The organism is Lacisediminihabitans sp. (genome assembly GCF_036404185.1).
Lineage (GTDB): Bacteria > Actinomycetota > Actinomycetes > Actinomycetales > Microbacteriaceae > Lacisediminihabitans.
On record NZ_DASWPB010000071.1, the window covers coordinates 1 to 16,397 of the forward strand.

Genomic DNA, 16,397 nt, shown 5'->3' on the forward strand with positions numbered 1-16,397 from the left:
CGCCGTTGTCGCGTTCCCTGCCGATCATGTTCTCCTGCTCGCGGATGGAGACACGGTCCCAGAACTCGACGAGCATTCGGATGACCCGCACCACGTGATAGCTGCCGCCCTCGGTCCACGACGGCTCGCTGCCGTCGGTCCTCGCCCACACCAGCCGGTCCATCTCCTTCGGATCGGTGACATCCGGGTTGGAGGTCCCGTCCTTGAAGCCCATGAGGTTGCGTGGGGTGCCGCTGGGCCGCGGCGGCGAGACGAAACCCTCCGTGCGCCAGCGCACCTGCATGCCACCCCGCGTCTCGCGCATGATCTCGCGGAGGGCATGCGTGACGGTGTCGGCGTGGTTGGCCCGGATCTGCAGCAGCAGGTCGCCGTCGCAGACCTCGCGGCGCAGGGAGTCGTTGACGAAGTCTTCCATCGTCCGCAGCTTGGCCGGCTTGCGGGCGGCGAGACCGTAGCGCTCGTCGAAGAGGCTGGCCCCGACGGATGCCGTGACGGTCAGCCCGTCCGGAACCACCACCGGTCCGAGCACACCGGAGTCCGGCGGAGGGGCGGTGATGCCGACGGGCGAGGGTGTGCCGCCCGTGGTGAGGAAGCGTGCCCGGTCCGTGATGGTGCGGAAGAGCTCGGTCAGTTCGCGCCTGCCGACGGCGGTGACGTCGAAGGAGACGAAGGAGGCGGCGGCCTGCGTCGGCGTCAGGATTCCCTGCTGGTGCTTGCCCTCGAAGGGGAAGGAGCTCTGCGCCGGGTGAGGTTCGACGGCAGAGGCCTGAGCGGCGGCGGCCGGGGCCACGGCCGCAGCCGCCGCGGCGAGCGGTGCGGCGACTCCCGCGCCGATCAGTCCGGAGACGAACGAGCGCCGACCGATGCTGTTGTGGGGGTTCGTCGGATCTGTCATTGCGGAGCGAGCCTCGGGTCGGTGATGGCGGCGATCGGTGCGAGGAGCTCGACGGTCTCGTCGAGCGTCGCGTCGAGAGCCTCGTGCTGCGTCGTGCTGAGCTGGGTGATGGGTGTCCATGACCCGTCGGGCCGGTGATAGGAGTCGACGAGCGCGGTCGCCCGATCGAGCCACTGCTCCGTGCGGTCGAGGTCCGGGTAGCGGCCGGCGAGCAGCGATCGCAGCGGGGCGAGGGCCTGGCGGGTGCCGACGAGGTTTGCGCCGATCGTGGCGATGCTGGTCCCGGAGCCGGCATCCGTCGATCCGGTGAGCTCGAACTGGATCGCGTTCTCGAGGATCTCGTGAGAGCGGAGCCCGACGTCGAGCGCAGGGATCTGAGCGGTGGCGAAGGATGTCTGCAGGGCGGTGACGTCGGTGATCAGCCGCTCGGAGAACGGCCTGGCCTCGGCGATCGCGCTGCCGCCCCAGAGCACCGCCTCGATCCGGTGGAATCCGGTGAGGTCGGGATCGGTTATCGCCGTCGTCCCTGGCGTCGGGGTGCCGTTGATGGCGCCGTCGAGGTCGCCGAAGGTGCCGTACGCCGCGCCGAGCGACTCGTACACGAGGTGGGCGGTCAGCCACGCCGACCTCGCCTCGCTCACGTCGCCGGACGCCACGGCGGCATCGAGCGCCCGTACGTCTGCGCCCAGCACGGGAAGCTGGCCCTCGATCCAGGCGTGGTACTGCTTCGAGGGATCGATGAGGTTCACGGCGGTGATGATCTGGATGCCGGCCGTCGCGTTCGCGACGTGCCTGGCACCGGAGACCGTGACGATCGGTCCCCGCTGCGCGCTGAGATCCGACGGCATGCAGACGAAGCGGTATCGACCGTTCGCGAGGATGACGCTGAGATTGTGGGTGGCCCCGGCGCCGAGCCCCTCCAGCTCTCCGTAGACGAGCCCGTCTCGAGCGCCCTGCAGGTACACCTCCTCGCTGGCCACCGTGGTGTTGTGCACCGCGAAGGTCAGCAGGCCGGCCCGTGAACCGGTCCACCCCTGACCGCAGGTCTCCGTTCCCGACTCGACCCGGATGGTTCCGCCGGAGACGGCTGGCGGCCGGGTGACGATGGTGGCGACGACGCCCGCGGCCATGATCAGCGCGATCACCATGAAGACCGCCGCGAGACGCTGGCGCGTGGTGAGAGAGGTCAGATGCACGAGGCGACTTTCGCTGCGAGGCCATGCCCCGATCGGGGGGTGCACTTACGCTACGTCCGGCCGCCGTTCGATTTCGGGCCCCGTCGGCCTCTCGCCGTTTCGTTTGCTTGAAGTTAATAAACCTTTTTGGGGAAATTCGCCGAATGAGGGACTTGCGCATCTGGTGTTCCGGCGTTCCACCCACCAGACGCCGGCAACCGACCTCGCCCCGCCATCACCGACCGATCTCACGGAGAAAGTGACCTCGACGCGCTGGTTGAGCCGATCATCCGCCGCCCGCTCCCCGAATCTCCTTGAGATCGGTTGCGGAGGGCGAGAGGGGCGGCGGCCGGTGGATGCCGCAGTGGGGGCGGGTCACGCCGAGGGCGAACAGGGGCAGTAATCCCGGGGTGAGGTCGTTACTCTCTTCATAACGGCGCCAACCCTGCACGACGCCAGAGGAGTTGAAGATGTTCGAGAGATTTACCGACAGAGCCCGTCGAGTCGTCGTTTTGGCGCAAGAAGAAGCCAAGATGCTCAACCACAATTACATCGGCACCGAGCACATCCTGCTCGGCCTGATCCACGAGGGTGAGGGCGTCGCCGCCAAGTCGCTCGAGTCCCTCGGAATCTCCCTTGATGCCGTGCGCGAGCAGGTGCAGGACATCATCGGCCAGGGCCAGCAGCAGCCGACCGGGCACATCCCGTTCACGCCGCGTGCGAAGAAGGTCCTCGAGCTGTCTCTGCGCGAGGCGCTGCAGCTCGGCCACAACTACATCGGGACCGAGCACATCCTGCTCGGCCTCATCCGCGAGGGCGAGGGCGTCGCGGCTCAGGTGCTCGTGAAGCTCGGCGCGGATCTCAACCGGGTGCGTCAGCAGGTCATCCAGCTGCTCTCCGGATACCAGGGCAAGGAGCAGGTCGCCGTCGGTGGCGAGACCCAGCAGGGACAGCAGGCCGGCAGCCAGATCCTCGACCAGTTCGGGCGCAACCTCACCCAGGCCGCCCGCGATGGCAAGCTCGACCCGGTCATCGGGCGCGAGAAGGAGATGGAGCGGGTCATGCAGATCCTCTCCCGCCGTTCCAAGAACAACCCCGTGCTGATCGGTGAGCCGGGCGTCGGCAAGACCGCCGTCGTCGAGGGCCTCGCCCAGGCCATCGTGCGGGGCGATGTCCCGGAGACGCTGAAGGACAAGCAGCTTTACACCCTCGACCTCGGCTCGCTCATCGCCGGCAGCCGTTACCGCGGTGACTTCGAAGAGCGCCTCAAGAAGGTGACGAAGGAGATCCGCACCCGTGGTGACATCATCACCTTCATCGACGAGATCCACACCCTCGTCGGCGCCGGGGCAGCGGAGGGCGCGATCGATGCCGCGAGCATCCTCAAGCCGCTGCTCGCCCGCGGTGAGCTGCAGACGATCGGCGCGACGACCCTCGACGAGTACCGCAAGCACTTCGAGAAGGATGCGGCCCTCGAGCGCCGCTTCCAGCCGGTTCAGGTGCACGAGCCGTCCCTGCCGCACACGATCAACATCCTGAAGGGGCTGCGTGACAAGTACGAGTCCTTCCATAAGGTGTCGATCACGGATGGCGCGATCGTCGCGGCGGCGAACCTCGCCGACCGCTACGTGGCCGACCGCTTCCTCCCCGACAAGGCCATCGACCTGATCGACGAGGCCGGCGCCCGCCTGCGCCTGTCGATCCTCTCGGCCCCGCCGGAGCTGCGCGAGTTCGACGACCGCATCGCGGCCGTGCGCGGTCAGAAGGAGGGGGCGATCGAGGACCAGGACTTCGAGAAGGCCGCCTCCCTCCGTGACGAGGAGAAGAAGCTGCTCGGCGAGCGCCTGCGTCTCGAGAAGCAGTGGAAGAGCGGAGAGGCCGGTTCGACCGGAACCGTGGACGAAGGCGTGATCGCCGAGGTCCTCGCCGCCGCCACCGGCATCCCGGTGTTCAAGCTGACCGAGGAGGAGACCAGCCGTCTCGTCTTCATGGAGAAGGCCCTGCACCAGCGCGTCATCGGACAGGAGGAGGCCATCTCGGCGCTCTCCAAGACGATCCGCCGCACGCGTGCCGGACTCAAGGACCCCAAGCGTCCGAGCGGCTCGTTCATCTTCGCCGGCCCGACCGGCGTCGGAAAGACCGAGCTCGCCAAGGCCCTCGCGGAGTTCCTCTTCGACGACGAGAACGCCCTCATCTCCCTCGACATGAGCGAATACGGCGAGAAGCACACGGTCTCTCGGCTGTTCGGTGCCCCTCCCGGGTTCGTCGGCTTCGAGGAGGGCGGCCAGCTCACCGAGAAGGTGCGCCGCAAGCCGTTCTCCGTGGTGCTGTTCGACGAGATCGAGAAGGCCCACCCGGACATCTTCAACTCGCTCCTCCAGATCCTGGAGGAGGGCAGGCTGACGGATGGCCAGGGCCGGGTCGTCGACTTCAAGAACACGGTGATCATCATGACCACCAACCTCGGCACGAGGGACATCAGCGGAACGCCGCTCGGCTTCACCTCGAGCACCGACACCGCCACCGGGTACGACCGGATGCGCGGCAAGGTCGTCGAGGAGCTGAAGAAGAACTTCAAGCCGGAGTTCCTCAACCGGGTCGACGAGACCATCGTCTTCCCGCAGCTCAGCCAGGACGAGCTCCTGCAGATCGTGGACCTCTTCATCAAGCGGCTCTCCGATCGACTGCTGGATCGCGACATGACCGTCGAGATCTCCGTCGCCGCGAAGGAGCACCTCATCAAGGTCGGGTTCGACCCGTCGCTCGGGGCACGGCCGTTGCGCCGCGCGATCCAGCGCGAGGTCGAGGATCGGCTGAGCGAGCGCATCCTGCAGGGCGAGCTCAACGCGGGCGACCACGTGCACGTCGACTACGTCGGCGACGAGTTCGTGTTCACCACCGGTCGCCAGCCCGGTCGTGAGATCGTCGAGGAGATCGCCGCCGTCGAGGCGTAGGCATCACCGGAACAGGGGCAGCGAGTCACTCGCTGCCCCTGTTCTCGTTAACGGATCTCGTTAACGGCATTCGCCACCGGCCGGAGCCGACGCCGCCGAGCGATGGGTAGGCTTTTGTGAGCGGAATGCCTCACGATGCCCATCCTTCCGCGAGAGACGAGTGGTTTCAGCGATGACGGAGACGAGTGTCACGGTGCGCCCGGCCCGCACGGACGATGTTCCCCTGATCCAAGAGCTCGTCGAACCGCTCGTGCAGAGACGCATCCTGCTCGGGAAGGATTCGGTCGTCTTCTACGAGGCGATCCAGGAGTTCCGCGTCGCGGAGGGCCCGGACGGCAGGCCGATCGGATGCGGCGCCCTCCACGTGATGTGGCAGGACCTCGCCGAGGTGCGCACGCTCGCGGTGACCCCCGAATGGCTGCACAAGGGCGTCGGTCATGCCCTGCTGCAGCGGCTGGAGACGGATGCCCGCGCCCTCGGTCTCAGCCGCCTGTTCTGCCTCACCTTCGAGGTGGACTTCTTCTCCCGGCACGGCTTCGAGCCGATGGCGGAGGAACCCATCGATCCGGCCGTGTACGCCGAGCTGGTGCGGTCCCCCGACGAGGGGGTCGCGGAATTCCTCGACCTCGCCAGGGTCAAGCCGAACACCCTCGGGAACACCAGGATGCTCAAGCGCCTCTAGGCGACAGACGGCGCATCCGGGGGTCGGCCGGATCCGTACCGCCCGCGTGCGTCTTTCCGGCGGTCTGCACAACAAACACCCCCGGAAATGCCGGGGATCGGGTGCCGCGCTCGTTACTCTTGGCCCATGTCGACCTTTAGGAACCCCGTCGGCCCCCAGCCCCCCAAGGTCTACTGGCGCCGTCGACTGATCGTCGGTCTCGGCGTGATCGCCGTCATCGTGATCGTGATCCTCATCATCGTGCGCCCCGGTTCCGGCTCGACGGGTTCCGATCCGAAATCCGCGCCGAGTCAGTCCTCGACGCCCAAGGCCTCGACTCCCGCGGATGCGGCGGGCACCGCCTGCGTCCCGGCTCACCTCAAGCTCGAGGCGGTCACCGACAAGGCCACCTATGCCGCGGCGGAGCAGCCGCAGATCAGCATGAAGATCACCAATACCGGCTCGGCCCCCTGCACGATCAATCTGGGCTCCACCCAGCAGGAGCTGATCATCACGAGCGGGTCGGAGCAGATCTGGGACTCCAAGGACTGCCAGACCGGTGCCGTCGACGCGCAGACCACCCTCAAGCCGAACGTCGCCGTGCCGACGACGGCCATCCCGTGGGACCGCACGAGGTCGTCAAAGACGACGTGTGATGCGCAGCGTCCTCCGGTGACGGCGGGCGGCGCGAGCTATCACCTGGCGGCGAAGGTCGGCCAGATCACCTCCAAGGACACGGTTCAGTTCATCCTCCAGTAGCGCTCGGATAGTTCGTCCGGCCGGCCTCCCGACCCCCGACCCGGGCGTCAGGGGACAACTCTGCATCGTCTCCGGCGCCGCGAAGCATCAAAGCTGTCCCTTCGCGGGAGTTCGACGGGCCGGGATCGGGCCGGAGGTCACGGCTCAGAAGGCGGGGACGTCCGTCTGCTCGGTCAGGGCGCTGGCGAAGGCCTTGCGCATCGCCTCCCGCAGGTGGGAGGACTCCGCGTCGACGACGGTCGAGAAGCCGAGTCGTCTGGCCTCCGCGATCCGCTGCTTCGCCTGGGACACCGGCCGGACCTCGCCAGCCAGGCTGATCTCGCCGATGGCCGCGAGCGTTCCCGGAAAGGCCCTGTCGCTGTAGGCGCTCGCGATCGCCAGGGCGATGGCGAGATCCGCGCCGGGCTCGGTCAGCCGGATGCCGCCCACGGTCGACACGTAGACATCCGATTCGCTGAGCTTCATCCCCGCTCGCCGCTCGAGCACCGCGAGCAGCATGGCCACCCGCGACGAATCGACCCCGTTGGTGACCCGACGCGGGTTCGGGGCGGAGGTCTTCACGATGAGGGCCTGGACCTCGACCGGGAGGGAGCGTCGCCCCTCCACCGCGATGGTGACGCAGGTGCCGCTCACCGCCACCTTGCCTCGCGAGAGGAAGAGTCCGCTCGGATCGGCGACCTCGGCGATGCCGTCCCCGGTCATCTCGAAGCAGCCCACCTCGTCGGTCGGGCCGAAGCGGTTCTTGGTGGAGCGGATGAACCGCAGCGCGGTCTGGCGGTCGCCCTCGAACTGGCAGACGACGTCGACGAGGTGCTCGAGGAGCCGCGGGCCCGCGATGGAGCCGTCTTTCGTCACGTGGCCGACGAGGAGCACCGGCAGGTTGCGATCCTTGGAGACCCGGATGAGCGTGGAGGCCACCTCGCGCACCTGGGCCGGGCCACCGGCCAGCCCGTCGGTGAGCGAGCTGGAGACCGTCTGCACCGAGTCGACGATGAGCAGATTGGGTTGGACCTGATCGATCTGGCCGAGGATCGTCGCCAGATCGACCTCGGCGGCGAGGAAGAGCTCTGGCTGCAGCGCGCCCGTTCGCTGGGCGCGCAGCCGGACCTGGCTCACCGACTCCTCCGCCGTCACGTAGAGGACTCGCATGCCGCGGGCGGCGGCCTTCGATGCCACCTCGAGCAGCAGGGTCGACTTGCCGACCCCTGGCTCGCCGCTGAGCAGGATCGTCGCGCCGGGCACGATGCCGCCGCCGAGCACGCGATCGAACTCGGCGATGCCGCTCGGCCAGTGGGCGACCTCATCCGCGCTGATGGTGACGATCGATTTCGCCACCCTGGCCTCGCTGACCGCGACGGGCCGCACGCCGCGGGTCGCCGGCGCATCCGTCACATCGACGATGGTGCCCCAGGACTGGCACTCCGCGCAGCGCCCCGCCCATTTCGGCGTGGTCCACCCGCACTCCGTGCACCGGAAATGGGATTGGACTTTGGCCATGCCGCCAGCCTAAACGAGGCCCCCGTCACTCACCCGCGGTGGTGGAGGGAGTCCTCCGGAAGCAGGTCGTCGAGGACGGGAAGGAACGCGGATGCCCAGACGCGATAGCCGCGGTCGTTGGGGTGGAAGAAATCGGCGGCGGCCTGATTGAGCGCGTAGCGGGCGACGCCCTGCCGTCGGGTGGTCGCGTGCAGTGGGGCGACCGGGAAACCGTACTTGGTGGCCAGACGACGCACGATCGAGCCGGCGACGACGGCGTTCCGTTCCGCGACGCCCACGTAGAACGACGGAACGTCGGCCACCACCGCACCGGGCGGCAGGGCCGAGTAGAGCTCCTCCAGCTCGCGTTCGAAGCGGTGCTTGTCGAAGGAGGCGATGTCGTTCGCGCCGATGGCGACGGTGAGGACGTCGGGGATGAGCCGGCGCAGGGCGGGCAGCTGGAGGGCGAGCGCCTCCCTGATCCGCGCGCCGGACACGCTGAGATTGACCACGCGCACGGTGCGGCCGGTGCGTTTGCGCAGGTGTTCCGCGATGAGGCCGACATAGCTCCTGCCCGGCTTGCTGGCGCCGACACCCTGCGCCGCGGAGTCGCCCACGGCGACATAGAGCAGCTCGCCCGGCTTGTCCCGCTCGTTGTGCCACCATTTGGCGTTGAGATGGAGGGTCTCGGCCAGGCGCTTGCCACCGGCGGCGCGGCGCCGATTGATCCATGCCCGCACCGCGAAGAAGGCGAGCATGAGCAGCACGATGCCGGCGACGATGCTGATGGGAAGAATGAGGAACACCGAAAAAACTGTACGCCGCGTTGCTGTACTAAGATCGTCCCCGGTACCGTGTCCGAGCGGCCGAAGGTGCAACTCTCGAAAAGTTGTGTGGGTGAAAGCCCACCGTGGGTTCAAATCCCACCGGTACCGCCACAGTCTCACGGCAAGTCCCCGGTATGCGTCAGCGAGCCGGGGATTTTCTGTTTTCTCCCGCGCGACCGGTGAGACCGGTCCGGCGGCGGGCTCAGCCGCGGAGCAGCTCCGTCAGCCGCTGTTCCGTCGCGCCGACGATATCGACCAGCTTGGTGCGACTGGTCGCGCCGCTGACCAGCATGACGTCGCGGCGCCGCACCCCGAATGCGACGGCGAGGGCGGCGGTCGTCGCATCCGTCGCCTTTCCGTCAACGGCCCGCTGAGCGACGCGAACGACGAGGGCGCCGTCGTGCTCTCCTCCGACCCCCGGACGCTTGGAGCCCGGATGCACGTGCACGGTGATCCTCACGCCTCGACAGTAGCCCGGGCCCTTACCGGGATGTTTGTTTCGGACGAAGAGACCTACTTGTACCACTCAGCGACGCCGCCGTGATGGGAACAGGCCCCTTGATGGTGGGCCGCAAACGAGAGGCTTCCGTCGTTGCAGAGCGCTGTTGCTCCTCCGCCGGGGGCAGGGGCGGGCGGAGCGGGAGCTGGGGCGGGTGCAACCGGGGCTGGGGCCGGTGGTGGTGGCGGCGCGAAGGTGAGGGTCACCGTCGCTCCCTCCGTCAAATCGGTTCCCGCGGCTGGATCCTGGCTCTGGAATGTCCATCCCGTCGTGTCGGCGACAGCGCTGCCATCTGTCGATTTGACGACCGCGACCAGGTTCTCACCCTGGAGGAGCGCGCTCGCGTCCGCACCGGTGAGGGCCGACAGATCCTGAACCGTGTGGGTCACCGGCTCGGGGATGGGCGTTTCTGTGGGAGCGGCGGAGACCGCGACGTGCGGGGATGCGCCCGTGTCGACAGCGGTGGAGCATCCGGCGAGGCCGATGGCCGCGAGAAGAACGAGCGAGATGACGAATGGGCGGCGCATGAAAATCCTTCAGCTTGGTTACCGTTGATGGTAGAGCCACGCGGATAGTCCCGTCTGTTCCTAGCGCACCCCCAATACGGGGCGGTGCGTCTGACCGGCGAACGAAGGGAGGGGCGTCGTTGTTGCGTGCGGTGTCCGCCGCGACCAGGCCGTTCCTCCCGCGGAGAGCGCCTGGCCCGGCCCGAGTGGAATGCTCGAGAGGAGGACGTCGCCAGCGGGAAGCTCGGCGGGCCCATCGCCCATGGCGATGAAGACGGACACCCCATCGGAGCGAGCGCACTCGACGAGCCCGCTCGGCCGCAGTCGCCAGACGGTCGTGGCATCGGGATCCAGGACACCCTGCCCGGTCAGCTCGCGCCGTCGTCGCGTCGCGGAGCGGAAGAGCGCGAGCGTGGAATCGGTGTCCTCGGACTGTCTCGCCACCGCGAAGGCTCCCCACCCCGCGGGGACGGGCAACCATGAGCCCTCGGTCGGGTGAGACGAGAAGCCGTGGTCGAGCTCCGGCGACACGGTCCACGGAATGGGGACGCGTGCGCCGTCACGGCTGACACCGCCCTGTCGCCACATCGGGTCGGCGCGCTGTCCCGCCGGAACGTCCACCTCGGGAAGGCCGAGTTCCTGCCCCTGATAGACATAGACGGCGCCGGGCAGTCCGAGCAGGGCGATGAGCGCCGCGCGGGCGCGTTGTGCACCGAGTGGACCGCCCCCGAAACGGGTCGGTGTGCGTACGAGGTCGTGGTTTTCGAGCGCCCAGGTGAGCGTGGACGACTCCGCGGCCCGCGCCCGTTCCAGCTCGTTGCCGACCTCGACCCATGCCGCGGCATCCCATCCCAGCCGCGCGAAGGCGAACGCGAAGGATTGATGCAGCTCGTCCGATCGCGTGTACCGGGCGGCTCGAGGCGGCTCGAGGTTCACCTCTCCGACGAGAAGGCGTGGGGGGTCGTAATCGTCGGCGAGACGTCGCCACCGGCGGTAGACATCGTGGACCGGTTCCTGGTCCATGACGAGCGGATTGGAGCGCAAGCCGTCGGTGAGGGCGGGCACGGTCGGACTATCGCGCAGGCCGGCGTGTTTGTACAGGCCATGGGCGACATCGATGCGCACCCCGTCAACGCCGCGATCGAACCAGAAGCGCAGTACGGCGTCGAAGTCGTCGTGCACCTGCGGGTTCTCCCAGTTCCAGTCGGGCTGGGCGGCAGAAAAGAGGTGCAGATACCACTGCGGGTCGTCGGCGTCCTGGTGTGAGTCGCGCGCCCAGGCGGAGCCGCCGAACACACTGACCCAGTTGTTGGGCGGCTGCTCGTGGTTCATGCCGCGACCGGTCGCAAAGTGGAATAGCGCTCGCTCCGGGGAACCGGACGCCGTGGCCACCGCGCGCCGGAACAGAGGATGCGCCGTGGACGTGTGGTTGGGCACGATATCGACGAGCACCCGAATATCTGCGTGGTGCGCCGCGGAGAGCAGCCCGTCGAAGTCGTCGAGGGTGCCGAACAGCGGATCGATGTCACAGTAGTCGCTGATGTCATAACCCTGGTCAACCTGCGGCGACGGCTGGAAGGGCGTGAGCCAGATGCCGTCGACGCCGAGCGAGGCGAGATACGGCATCCGCTCGATAATTCCCCGCAGATCGCCCACTCCGTCTCCGTCGGCGTCGGCGAAAGAGCGCGGATAGACCTCGTAGATGACCGCCCCGCGCCACCAGGGAGACCGGTCCCGCGCGCTCAGCGCTGCAGCCACGCGGTCGCCTCGCCGGGTAGCAGGCCGCCCTCGAGGGGCACGCTGCTGAGGAGCAGCTCGCCCTCCGGTAGGGCGAGAGGCATCGTACCGAAGTTGGTGATGCTCATCCAGCCGCCCGGTCGTTCGAAGGCAAGGACGTCGTCGCGCTCGCTCGGCAGCCACTTCAACGTCTCGGCACCCTGCAGCCGTGTTCGAAGGGCGAGCGCGGTGCGATACAGCGTGAGCGTGGAGCCGGGATCGCCGTCCTCTGCTCCGACCGACGACGCGGCGAACCAGCCCGGCTGCGGGAGGTGGGCGCCTCCAGGCCCGAAGCCGTAGGAGGGCCCGGTGGCCGTCCACGGCAACGGCACGCGACATCCGTCGCGCCCGATGTCGACGCCGGGGTTGCGGAAGAAGGTCGGATCCTGCCGTGACGCGCCGGGGATGTCGGGGACCTCGTGCAGGCCGAGCTCCTCGCCCTGATAGAGATAGGCCGAGCCGGGCAGCGCAAGCTCGAGCAGGCTCGCGGCCCGCGCTCGACGCAGGCCGGCGGCCGCGTCGAGCACGGGGGAAGTGCCACCGCTCAACAGCCAGTCGGCGCCCGCCTTCGTCGTGCTCATGCCGCGCGGCGGCAGTCCATAACGGGTGGCGTGGCGGATGACGTCGTGGTTGGACAGCACCCAGGTGCTGGACGAGCCGGATTGCCGGGCGAGTTCGACATTGAAGGCGATGATCTCGCGGAACCGACCGGCCTCGAAGTCGGCCTCGAGCAGATCGAAGTTGAACGCCTGACCGAGACCCTCCGCACTGGCGTAGCGTGCGCGCCGGTCGGCCGCGACCCATGCCTCGGCCACCGCCGTCTTGGCCGGTGTGTACTCGTTGAAAACGGCTCGCCATTCCGCGTAGATGCCGTGGACGTCGTCACGGTCCCACAGCGGGTGGTCGCCGTCCTTCGGCAGGGCGTCCAGCTCGGCCTGGGTGGGCAGTTCGTCCGGGAGCCGCTTTGCGAGGCCATGGGCGACGTCGATGCGGAATCCGTCGACGCCGCGGTCTGACCAGAAGCGCAGCGTGGTGAGGAAGTCGGCGTGGACCTCCGGATTGTTCCAGTTCAGGTCCGGCTGCTCTTTTGCGAAGAAGTGGAAGTACCACTGCCCGTCGCCGACGGGCTCCCAGGCCGGACCTCCGAAGGTGGACGTCCAGTCGGAGGGCGGCAATTCCCCGTCGTGTCCGAGGCCGTCGCGGAAGATGTAACGTGCCCGCGCGACAGACCCCTTGGGGGAGGCGAGTGCCTCGCGGAACCATTCATGGCGGTGGGAGGTGTGGTTGGGGACGATGTCGACGATCACACGGATGCCGGCTCGGTGGAGAGCCTCGACCATGGCGTCGAAGTCCTCAAGCGTGCCCAGGCGGGGATCGACATCGCGATAGTCGTCAACGTCGTAGCCGCCGTCGGCAAGCGCGGACGGGTAGAACGGGCTGAGCCAGACCGCTTGGACGCCGAGTCGTTCGAGATAGGGGATGCGGGAGGTGATGCCGCGGATGTCGCCGATGCCGTCGCCGTCGGAGTCGGCGAAGGAGCGCGGGTAGATCTGGTACACCGCCGCCTGGCGCCACCAGCTCGGGTCCAGTTCTCGCTCGGTGCCGATGCGGGTCTCCGCGGTCGATGGGTTGGTCATGGGTGTTCCGGCTTCTTTCGTATCGAGTGTCGTGAGGTGAGGGTGCGTGCGCCCCCGGGTCAGACCGATGCCAGGCGTTCCAGCAGCAGCGCGACGAAACGCTCGGCGTCCACGTCCCGGGCGATCAGAGCGTTCGGGGCGCGTTCGTCGGGGTGTCCGCCGATATCGGCGATGGTGACGCCGCGAGCGACGCCGTCGAGCGCGACGTCGACGTGAGCATCCGTCCAGCTGATCAGCTCCGGGTAGGCGACGACGGCGACTGCCAACGGGTCGTGGAGGTGGAAGGTGCCGTGGGTCGTCGATTTCGGGTAGCGCTGCCGGAGCGTCTCGATCCAGCCGAGGCCGCAGGCTCCCGCGAATCGGCCGAACTCGCCGCCGTTCTCGGCCAGCTCTGCGGCCTGTTGCCGATTCATCCGGACCTGGTAGGTGACGTCGAGACCGACCATGCGGATGCGTGCGCCGGAGCGCAGGACGCGTACGGCGGCCTCGGGGTCCGCCCAGATGTTGAACTCCCCGGGAACCGTCGCATTGCCCTGGGTCCCGAAGAAGTAGCCGCCCATGAGGACGATCTCGTCGATGGCGTCGGCGAGCCCTGGTTCGATGGCCAACGCCGTGGCGATGTTGGTCAGCGGGCCGATCGCCGCGAGGGTGACCTCGTCGGGATGGGCCATCACGTGGTCCACGATGGCGGTGGCCGCATGCTGCGAGGCCGGCGGTGGCGGCCCGAGCCTGTCGAGGACATCGCTCTGCCTGGCGCGCGGGCGACGGAGGCCGAGTATGGCTCTGTCCGCGCCGCGGATGACGGGGATGTCCTGGCGACCCAGTCTGCGAAGTAGGTCGGTGGCCAGCACGGTGGCGCTGTCGACGTCGGTGTTGCCCTCGACGGTGGTGACGAGTTCGAGCCGGAGGCGGGGTTCGGCGACGGCGAACGCAAGGGCGAAGCCGTCGTCGATGTCCTCTCCCGGTGCGCCCATCGCGACGTCGGTGTCGATGATGAGTCTGCGTGGAGCGGCCGTGGTCATGCGGATGTCTCCTGACCGGGCTGCGCACCCCGGTGAGCGACAGCGCGTGCACCGGCAACGGCCGCGTGCCGTGCGGCGTCGACGAGCGTGTTGCCTGCGGCGAGTGCGGCGGCGAAGACGCCCACGAACGCATCTCCCGCGCCGGTGGTGTCGACGACCCCGGTCGTGGGCGCCGCGAGAATGCGCTCTGCCCCGGAGGGGGAGCAGAGGACCGCGCCGTCTGCGCCGAGGGTGATGACGACGGAACGGGCCAGGGTGGCAAGGGCGACGGCAGCGTCTTCGGGTTCCCGCGCGGTGAGATGCTTCGCGGACAGCAGCGCGGCGGCCTCATGTTCATTGACGATGAGGGGGTCGGCCACGGCGATGGTGGCGGTCTTCAGCGGCAGATACGGCGCCAGGTTGAGCACGATGCGCCATCCGCGGGCCGCGGCCAGGCGCGCGGCGTGATCGATGGTCGCCGCCGGGACCTCGCCCTGGAGCACGAGCACGGCGGTCGTCTCGACGAGTTTCTCGAACCGTGCGGAGACGAGTTCGGCGTCGATGAGAGCGTTTGCACCGGGGATGACCACGATTGAGTTCTCGCCGTCGGCCGAAACCGTGACGGCAGCCGCGCCGCTCCGGACGGCCGCGAAGGCCCGGACATCGGCGACTTTGACGCCTGCCGCCTGCAGCGCATCGAGCAATTCCGCGCCATCCGCGCCGACGGCACCGATCAGGCGCACGCATGCTCCGGCGCGCGCGGCCGCAACCGCCTGGTTTGCGCCCTTCCCGCCGACACCACCGCGCAGAGCCGTGCCGATGACGGTCTCACCCGGTCTCGGCAGCGTCGGGGTCTCAATGAGCAGGTCCCGGTTGATCGAGCCGACCACGACCACGGTCGGCGTCGTCAACGCCCCTCCAGCGCCATGGCCAGGGTACGCTCGGCGAGCTCGCTGATGCGTGAGTTGTCGTAGCCGCGCACGGCGCTACGGATGCGGTCGTTCAGCGGCACGACGAGAGGCGCGGGCAGTGCGGCGGCGCCGAGGATCGCCCCCATGACCGAACCGACCGTCGCCGCCGACGAGTCGGTGTCATAGCCGGCCTGGACGGTGAGCCCGATCGCCTTGGCCGGGTCGTTCTGCCCCCAGATCAGGCCGGCGACGATGACGGCGGCGTTGTTGAGGGTGTGTACCCAGCTGTGCTCGCGGAAGGTCTCGTCGATCCACGCGATCGCGTCCTCCCAGCTTCCGCCGCCCGCGTGCAGCTCGATGACACGGTCCACCGCTTCTTCCAGGCGGGATCCGCGCGGGATCCACCGCCGCGAGCGCTCGACCGCCTCCTGCGCCGTGGCGGAGACGAAGGCCTCCGCCACCAGGGCGGCCGCCCACATTTCTCCGTAGATACCGTTGCCGGTGTGGGACAGGCTCGCGTCGGCGAAGGCGAGCCGCGCGGCCTCCTCCGGCAGTCCAGGGTTGATGTAGCCGAACACGTCGGCACGGATCAGTGCGCCGATCCACTCCCGGTACGGATTCCGCCAGGCGGCGGCCTCGTCGACGGGAATCCCGGAGACCACGTTGCGGTAGACGATGCGTTCGGCGGTGAAGGTCTGCAGGAACGGCAGTTTGTCGAGCCATTCGTGTGCGATGTCGTGACGGGTGAACGAGCGACCATAGGTCTCGAGGACGTGCAGTCCGAGGATCGTGTAGTCGATGTCGTCGTCGCGCGGCATCCCGTCGACGTTGCCGAGCGTGGCATCGACCCAGGACGGGTTCAACTTCTCCACACCGTCGGGCAATCTACCGCTCAACGGCACGTAGCCGAGCAGCGGCCAGGCATCCGCCTCGGCGAGATACTGACGGATCTGGCCCGGTGTGAGCCCTTCGATGGGCTTGCCGACGCAGCAGCCGACGCAGCGACCGAGCCAGGCCCCGGTGATGCGGTCTCGCAGCTCGGCCTCCTCTGGCGCACGGGTGCGGGGCATCCCGGTTCCCGACATGCGGGCGAAGATCGATGCCGCGTCATCCGGCTCGTCGTACGGCCAGTCGGCGACGCGCGTCGCCTCGCTCGCGAGCCGCGGCTCGAGCAGGTGCAGACTCGGCCCGTCTCCCGCGCGGCTCGCAGTATCGAGCGCTGACTGCAACTCGGCGGGCAGCGCATAGCCGGAGAGCCTGAGCTGCTCGGCCTCATCGGGAACGGTGTCGCGGGGATCAAGGACGTCATGCATCGGAGGA

At 68.5% G+C, this 16,397-nt stretch carries 14 protein-coding genes and 1 tRNA gene; 4 read left to right on the forward strand and 11 right to left on the reverse strand.

What is annotated here, in order from left to right; genetic code table 11:
• Together VGC18_RS03840 and VGC18_RS03845 are read right to left on the reverse strand one after the other, a co-directional pair.
• The coding region (locus VGC18_RS03840) for a Dyp-type peroxidase (protein WP_331094403.1) at positions 1 to 895 on the reverse strand (895 nt) is incomplete at its 3' end.
• Positions 892 to 2,091 carry an EfeM/EfeO family lipoprotein gene (locus tag VGC18_RS03845; protein WP_331094405.1) on the reverse strand — a complete coding sequence of 400 codons (1,200 nt, stop codon included), beginning with the start codon at positions 2,089 to 2,091 and terminating at the stop codon, positions 892 to 894. The genes VGC18_RS03840 and VGC18_RS03845, both read right to left, overlap by 4 nt.
• A gap of 449 nt (positions 2,092 to 2,540) precedes the next feature.
• On the opposite strand from VGC18_RS03845, the gene VGC18_RS03850 reads away from it, so the two are divergent.
• The 3 genes from VGC18_RS03850 to VGC18_RS03860 all read left to right on the forward strand — a co-directional run bounded on the left by VGC18_RS03850 (position 2,541) and on the right by VGC18_RS03860 (position 6,444).
• A complete protein-coding gene (locus VGC18_RS03850; protein ID WP_331094407.1) occupies positions 2,541 to 5,024 on the forward strand; it encodes an ATP-dependent Clp protease ATP-binding subunit in 2,484 nt (827 codons plus the stop codon).
• Between the two features lie 172 nt (positions 5,025 to 5,196).
• Positions 5,197 to 5,706, forward strand: a complete 510-nt coding sequence (locus VGC18_RS03855; protein WP_331094409.1) for an amino-acid N-acetyltransferase — start codon at positions 5,197 to 5,199, stop codon at positions 5,704 to 5,706.
• 126 nt (positions 5,707 to 5,832) lie between these two features.
• Complete coding sequence (locus VGC18_RS03860; protein ID WP_331094411.1) at positions 5,833 to 6,444, forward strand: hypothetical protein; 612 nt, start codon at positions 5,833 to 5,835, stop codon at positions 6,442 to 6,444.
• A 144-nt stretch (positions 6,445 to 6,588) separates the two neighbouring features.
• Here VGC18_RS03860 and radA read toward each other — a convergent pair whose 3' ends face one another.
• Both radA and VGC18_RS03870 read right to left on the reverse strand, forming a co-directional pair.
• A complete protein-coding gene (radA, locus tag VGC18_RS03865; RefSeq protein WP_331094413.1) occupies positions 6,589 to 7,941 on the reverse strand; it encodes a DNA repair protein RadA in 1,353 nt (450 codons plus the stop codon).
• 29 nt (positions 7,942 to 7,970) lie between these two features.
• Positions 7,971 to 8,726, reverse strand: a complete 756-nt coding sequence (locus VGC18_RS03870; RefSeq protein ID WP_331094415.1) for an SGNH/GDSL hydrolase family protein — start codon at positions 8,724 to 8,726, stop codon at positions 7,971 to 7,973.
• Positions 8,727 to 8,768: 42 nt separating this feature from the next.
• Here VGC18_RS03870 and VGC18_RS03875 point away from each other — a divergent pair.
• Positions 8,769 to 8,858: transfer RNA gene (locus VGC18_RS03875), tRNA-Ser, on the forward strand.
• A gap of 91 nt (positions 8,859 to 8,949) precedes the next feature.
• Here VGC18_RS03875 and VGC18_RS03880 read toward each other — a convergent pair.
• The 7 genes from VGC18_RS03880 to VGC18_RS03910 are packed head-to-tail and all read right to left on the reverse strand — an operon-like array spanning position 8,950 to position 16,390.
• Positions 8,950 to 9,207, reverse strand: coding sequence for a DUF167 domain-containing protein (locus VGC18_RS03880; protein WP_331094417.1), 258 nt, complete (start codon positions 9,205 to 9,207; stop codon positions 8,950 to 8,952).
• Between the two features lie 53 nt (positions 9,208 to 9,260).
• On the reverse strand, positions 9,261 to 9,773 hold the full coding sequence (locus VGC18_RS03885) for a DUF3761 domain-containing protein (protein ID WP_331094419.1): 513 nt from the start codon (positions 9,771 to 9,773) through the stop codon (positions 9,261 to 9,263).
• A gap of 60 nt (positions 9,774 to 9,833) precedes the next feature.
• Positions 9,834 to 11,510, reverse strand: coding sequence for an alpha-amylase family glycosyl hydrolase (locus tag VGC18_RS03890; protein ID WP_331094421.1), 1,677 nt, complete (start codon positions 11,508 to 11,510; stop codon positions 9,834 to 9,836).
• Positions 11,495 to 13,165: a glycoside hydrolase family 13 protein gene (locus VGC18_RS03895; RefSeq protein ID WP_331094423.1), complete on the reverse strand. Its 1,671-nt coding sequence runs from the start codon at positions 13,163 to 13,165 to the stop codon at positions 11,495 to 11,497. Before VGC18_RS03895 ends, VGC18_RS03890 begins: the two co-directional genes overlap by 16 nt.
• 59 nt (positions 13,166 to 13,224) lie before the next feature.
• Positions 13,225 to 14,187 carry a nucleoside hydrolase gene (locus VGC18_RS03900; RefSeq protein WP_331094425.1) on the reverse strand — a complete coding sequence of 321 codons (963 nt, stop codon included), beginning with the start codon at positions 14,185 to 14,187 and terminating at the stop codon, positions 13,225 to 13,227.
• Positions 14,184 to 15,077, reverse strand: coding sequence for a ribokinase (locus VGC18_RS03905; protein ID WP_331094427.1), 894 nt, complete (start codon positions 15,075 to 15,077; stop codon positions 14,184 to 14,186). The genes VGC18_RS03900 and VGC18_RS03905 overlap by 4 nt, the downstream gene beginning before the upstream one ends.
• Positions 15,074 to 16,390 carry an ADP-ribosylglycohydrolase family protein gene (locus tag VGC18_RS03910; protein WP_331094429.1) on the reverse strand — a complete coding sequence of 439 codons (1,317 nt, stop codon included), beginning with the start codon at positions 16,388 to 16,390 and terminating at the stop codon, positions 15,074 to 15,076. The genes VGC18_RS03905 and VGC18_RS03910 overlap by 4 nt, the downstream gene beginning before the upstream one ends.
• Between the last annotated feature and the right edge of the window lie 7 nt (positions 16,391 to 16,397).

Bases quoted from the DNA above. Each gene is read 5' to 3' on its own strand.
- VGC18_RS03850 (WP_331094407.1), top strand. From the start codon at position 2,541: ATGTTCGAGAGATTTACCGACAGAGCCCGTCGAGTCGTCGTTTTGGCG.
- VGC18_RS03855 (WP_331094409.1), top strand. From the start codon at position 5,197: ATGACGGAGACGAGTGTCACGGTGCGCCCGGCCCGCACGGACGATGTT.
- VGC18_RS03860 (WP_331094411.1), top strand. From the start codon at position 5,833: ATGTCGACCTTTAGGAACCCCGTCGGCCCCCAGCCCCCCAAGGTCTAC.
- radA (WP_331094413.1), bottom strand. From the start codon at position 7,941: ATGGCCAAAGTCCAATCCCATTTCCGGTGCACGGAGTGCGGGTGGACC.
- VGC18_RS03885 (WP_331094419.1), bottom strand. From the start codon at position 9,773: ATGCGCCGCCCATTCGTCATCTCGCTCGTTCTTCTCGCGGCCATCGGC.
- VGC18_RS03895 (WP_331094423.1), bottom strand. From the start codon at position 13,165: ATGACCAACCCATCGACCGCGGAGACCCGCATCGGCACCGAGCGAGAA.
- VGC18_RS03900 (WP_331094425.1), bottom strand. From the start codon at position 14,187: ATGACCACGGCCGCTCCACGCAGACTCATCATCGACACCGACGTCGCG.
- VGC18_RS03910 (WP_331094429.1), bottom strand. From the start codon at position 16,390: ATGCATGACGTCCTTGATCCCCGCGACACCGTTCCCGATGAGGCCGAG.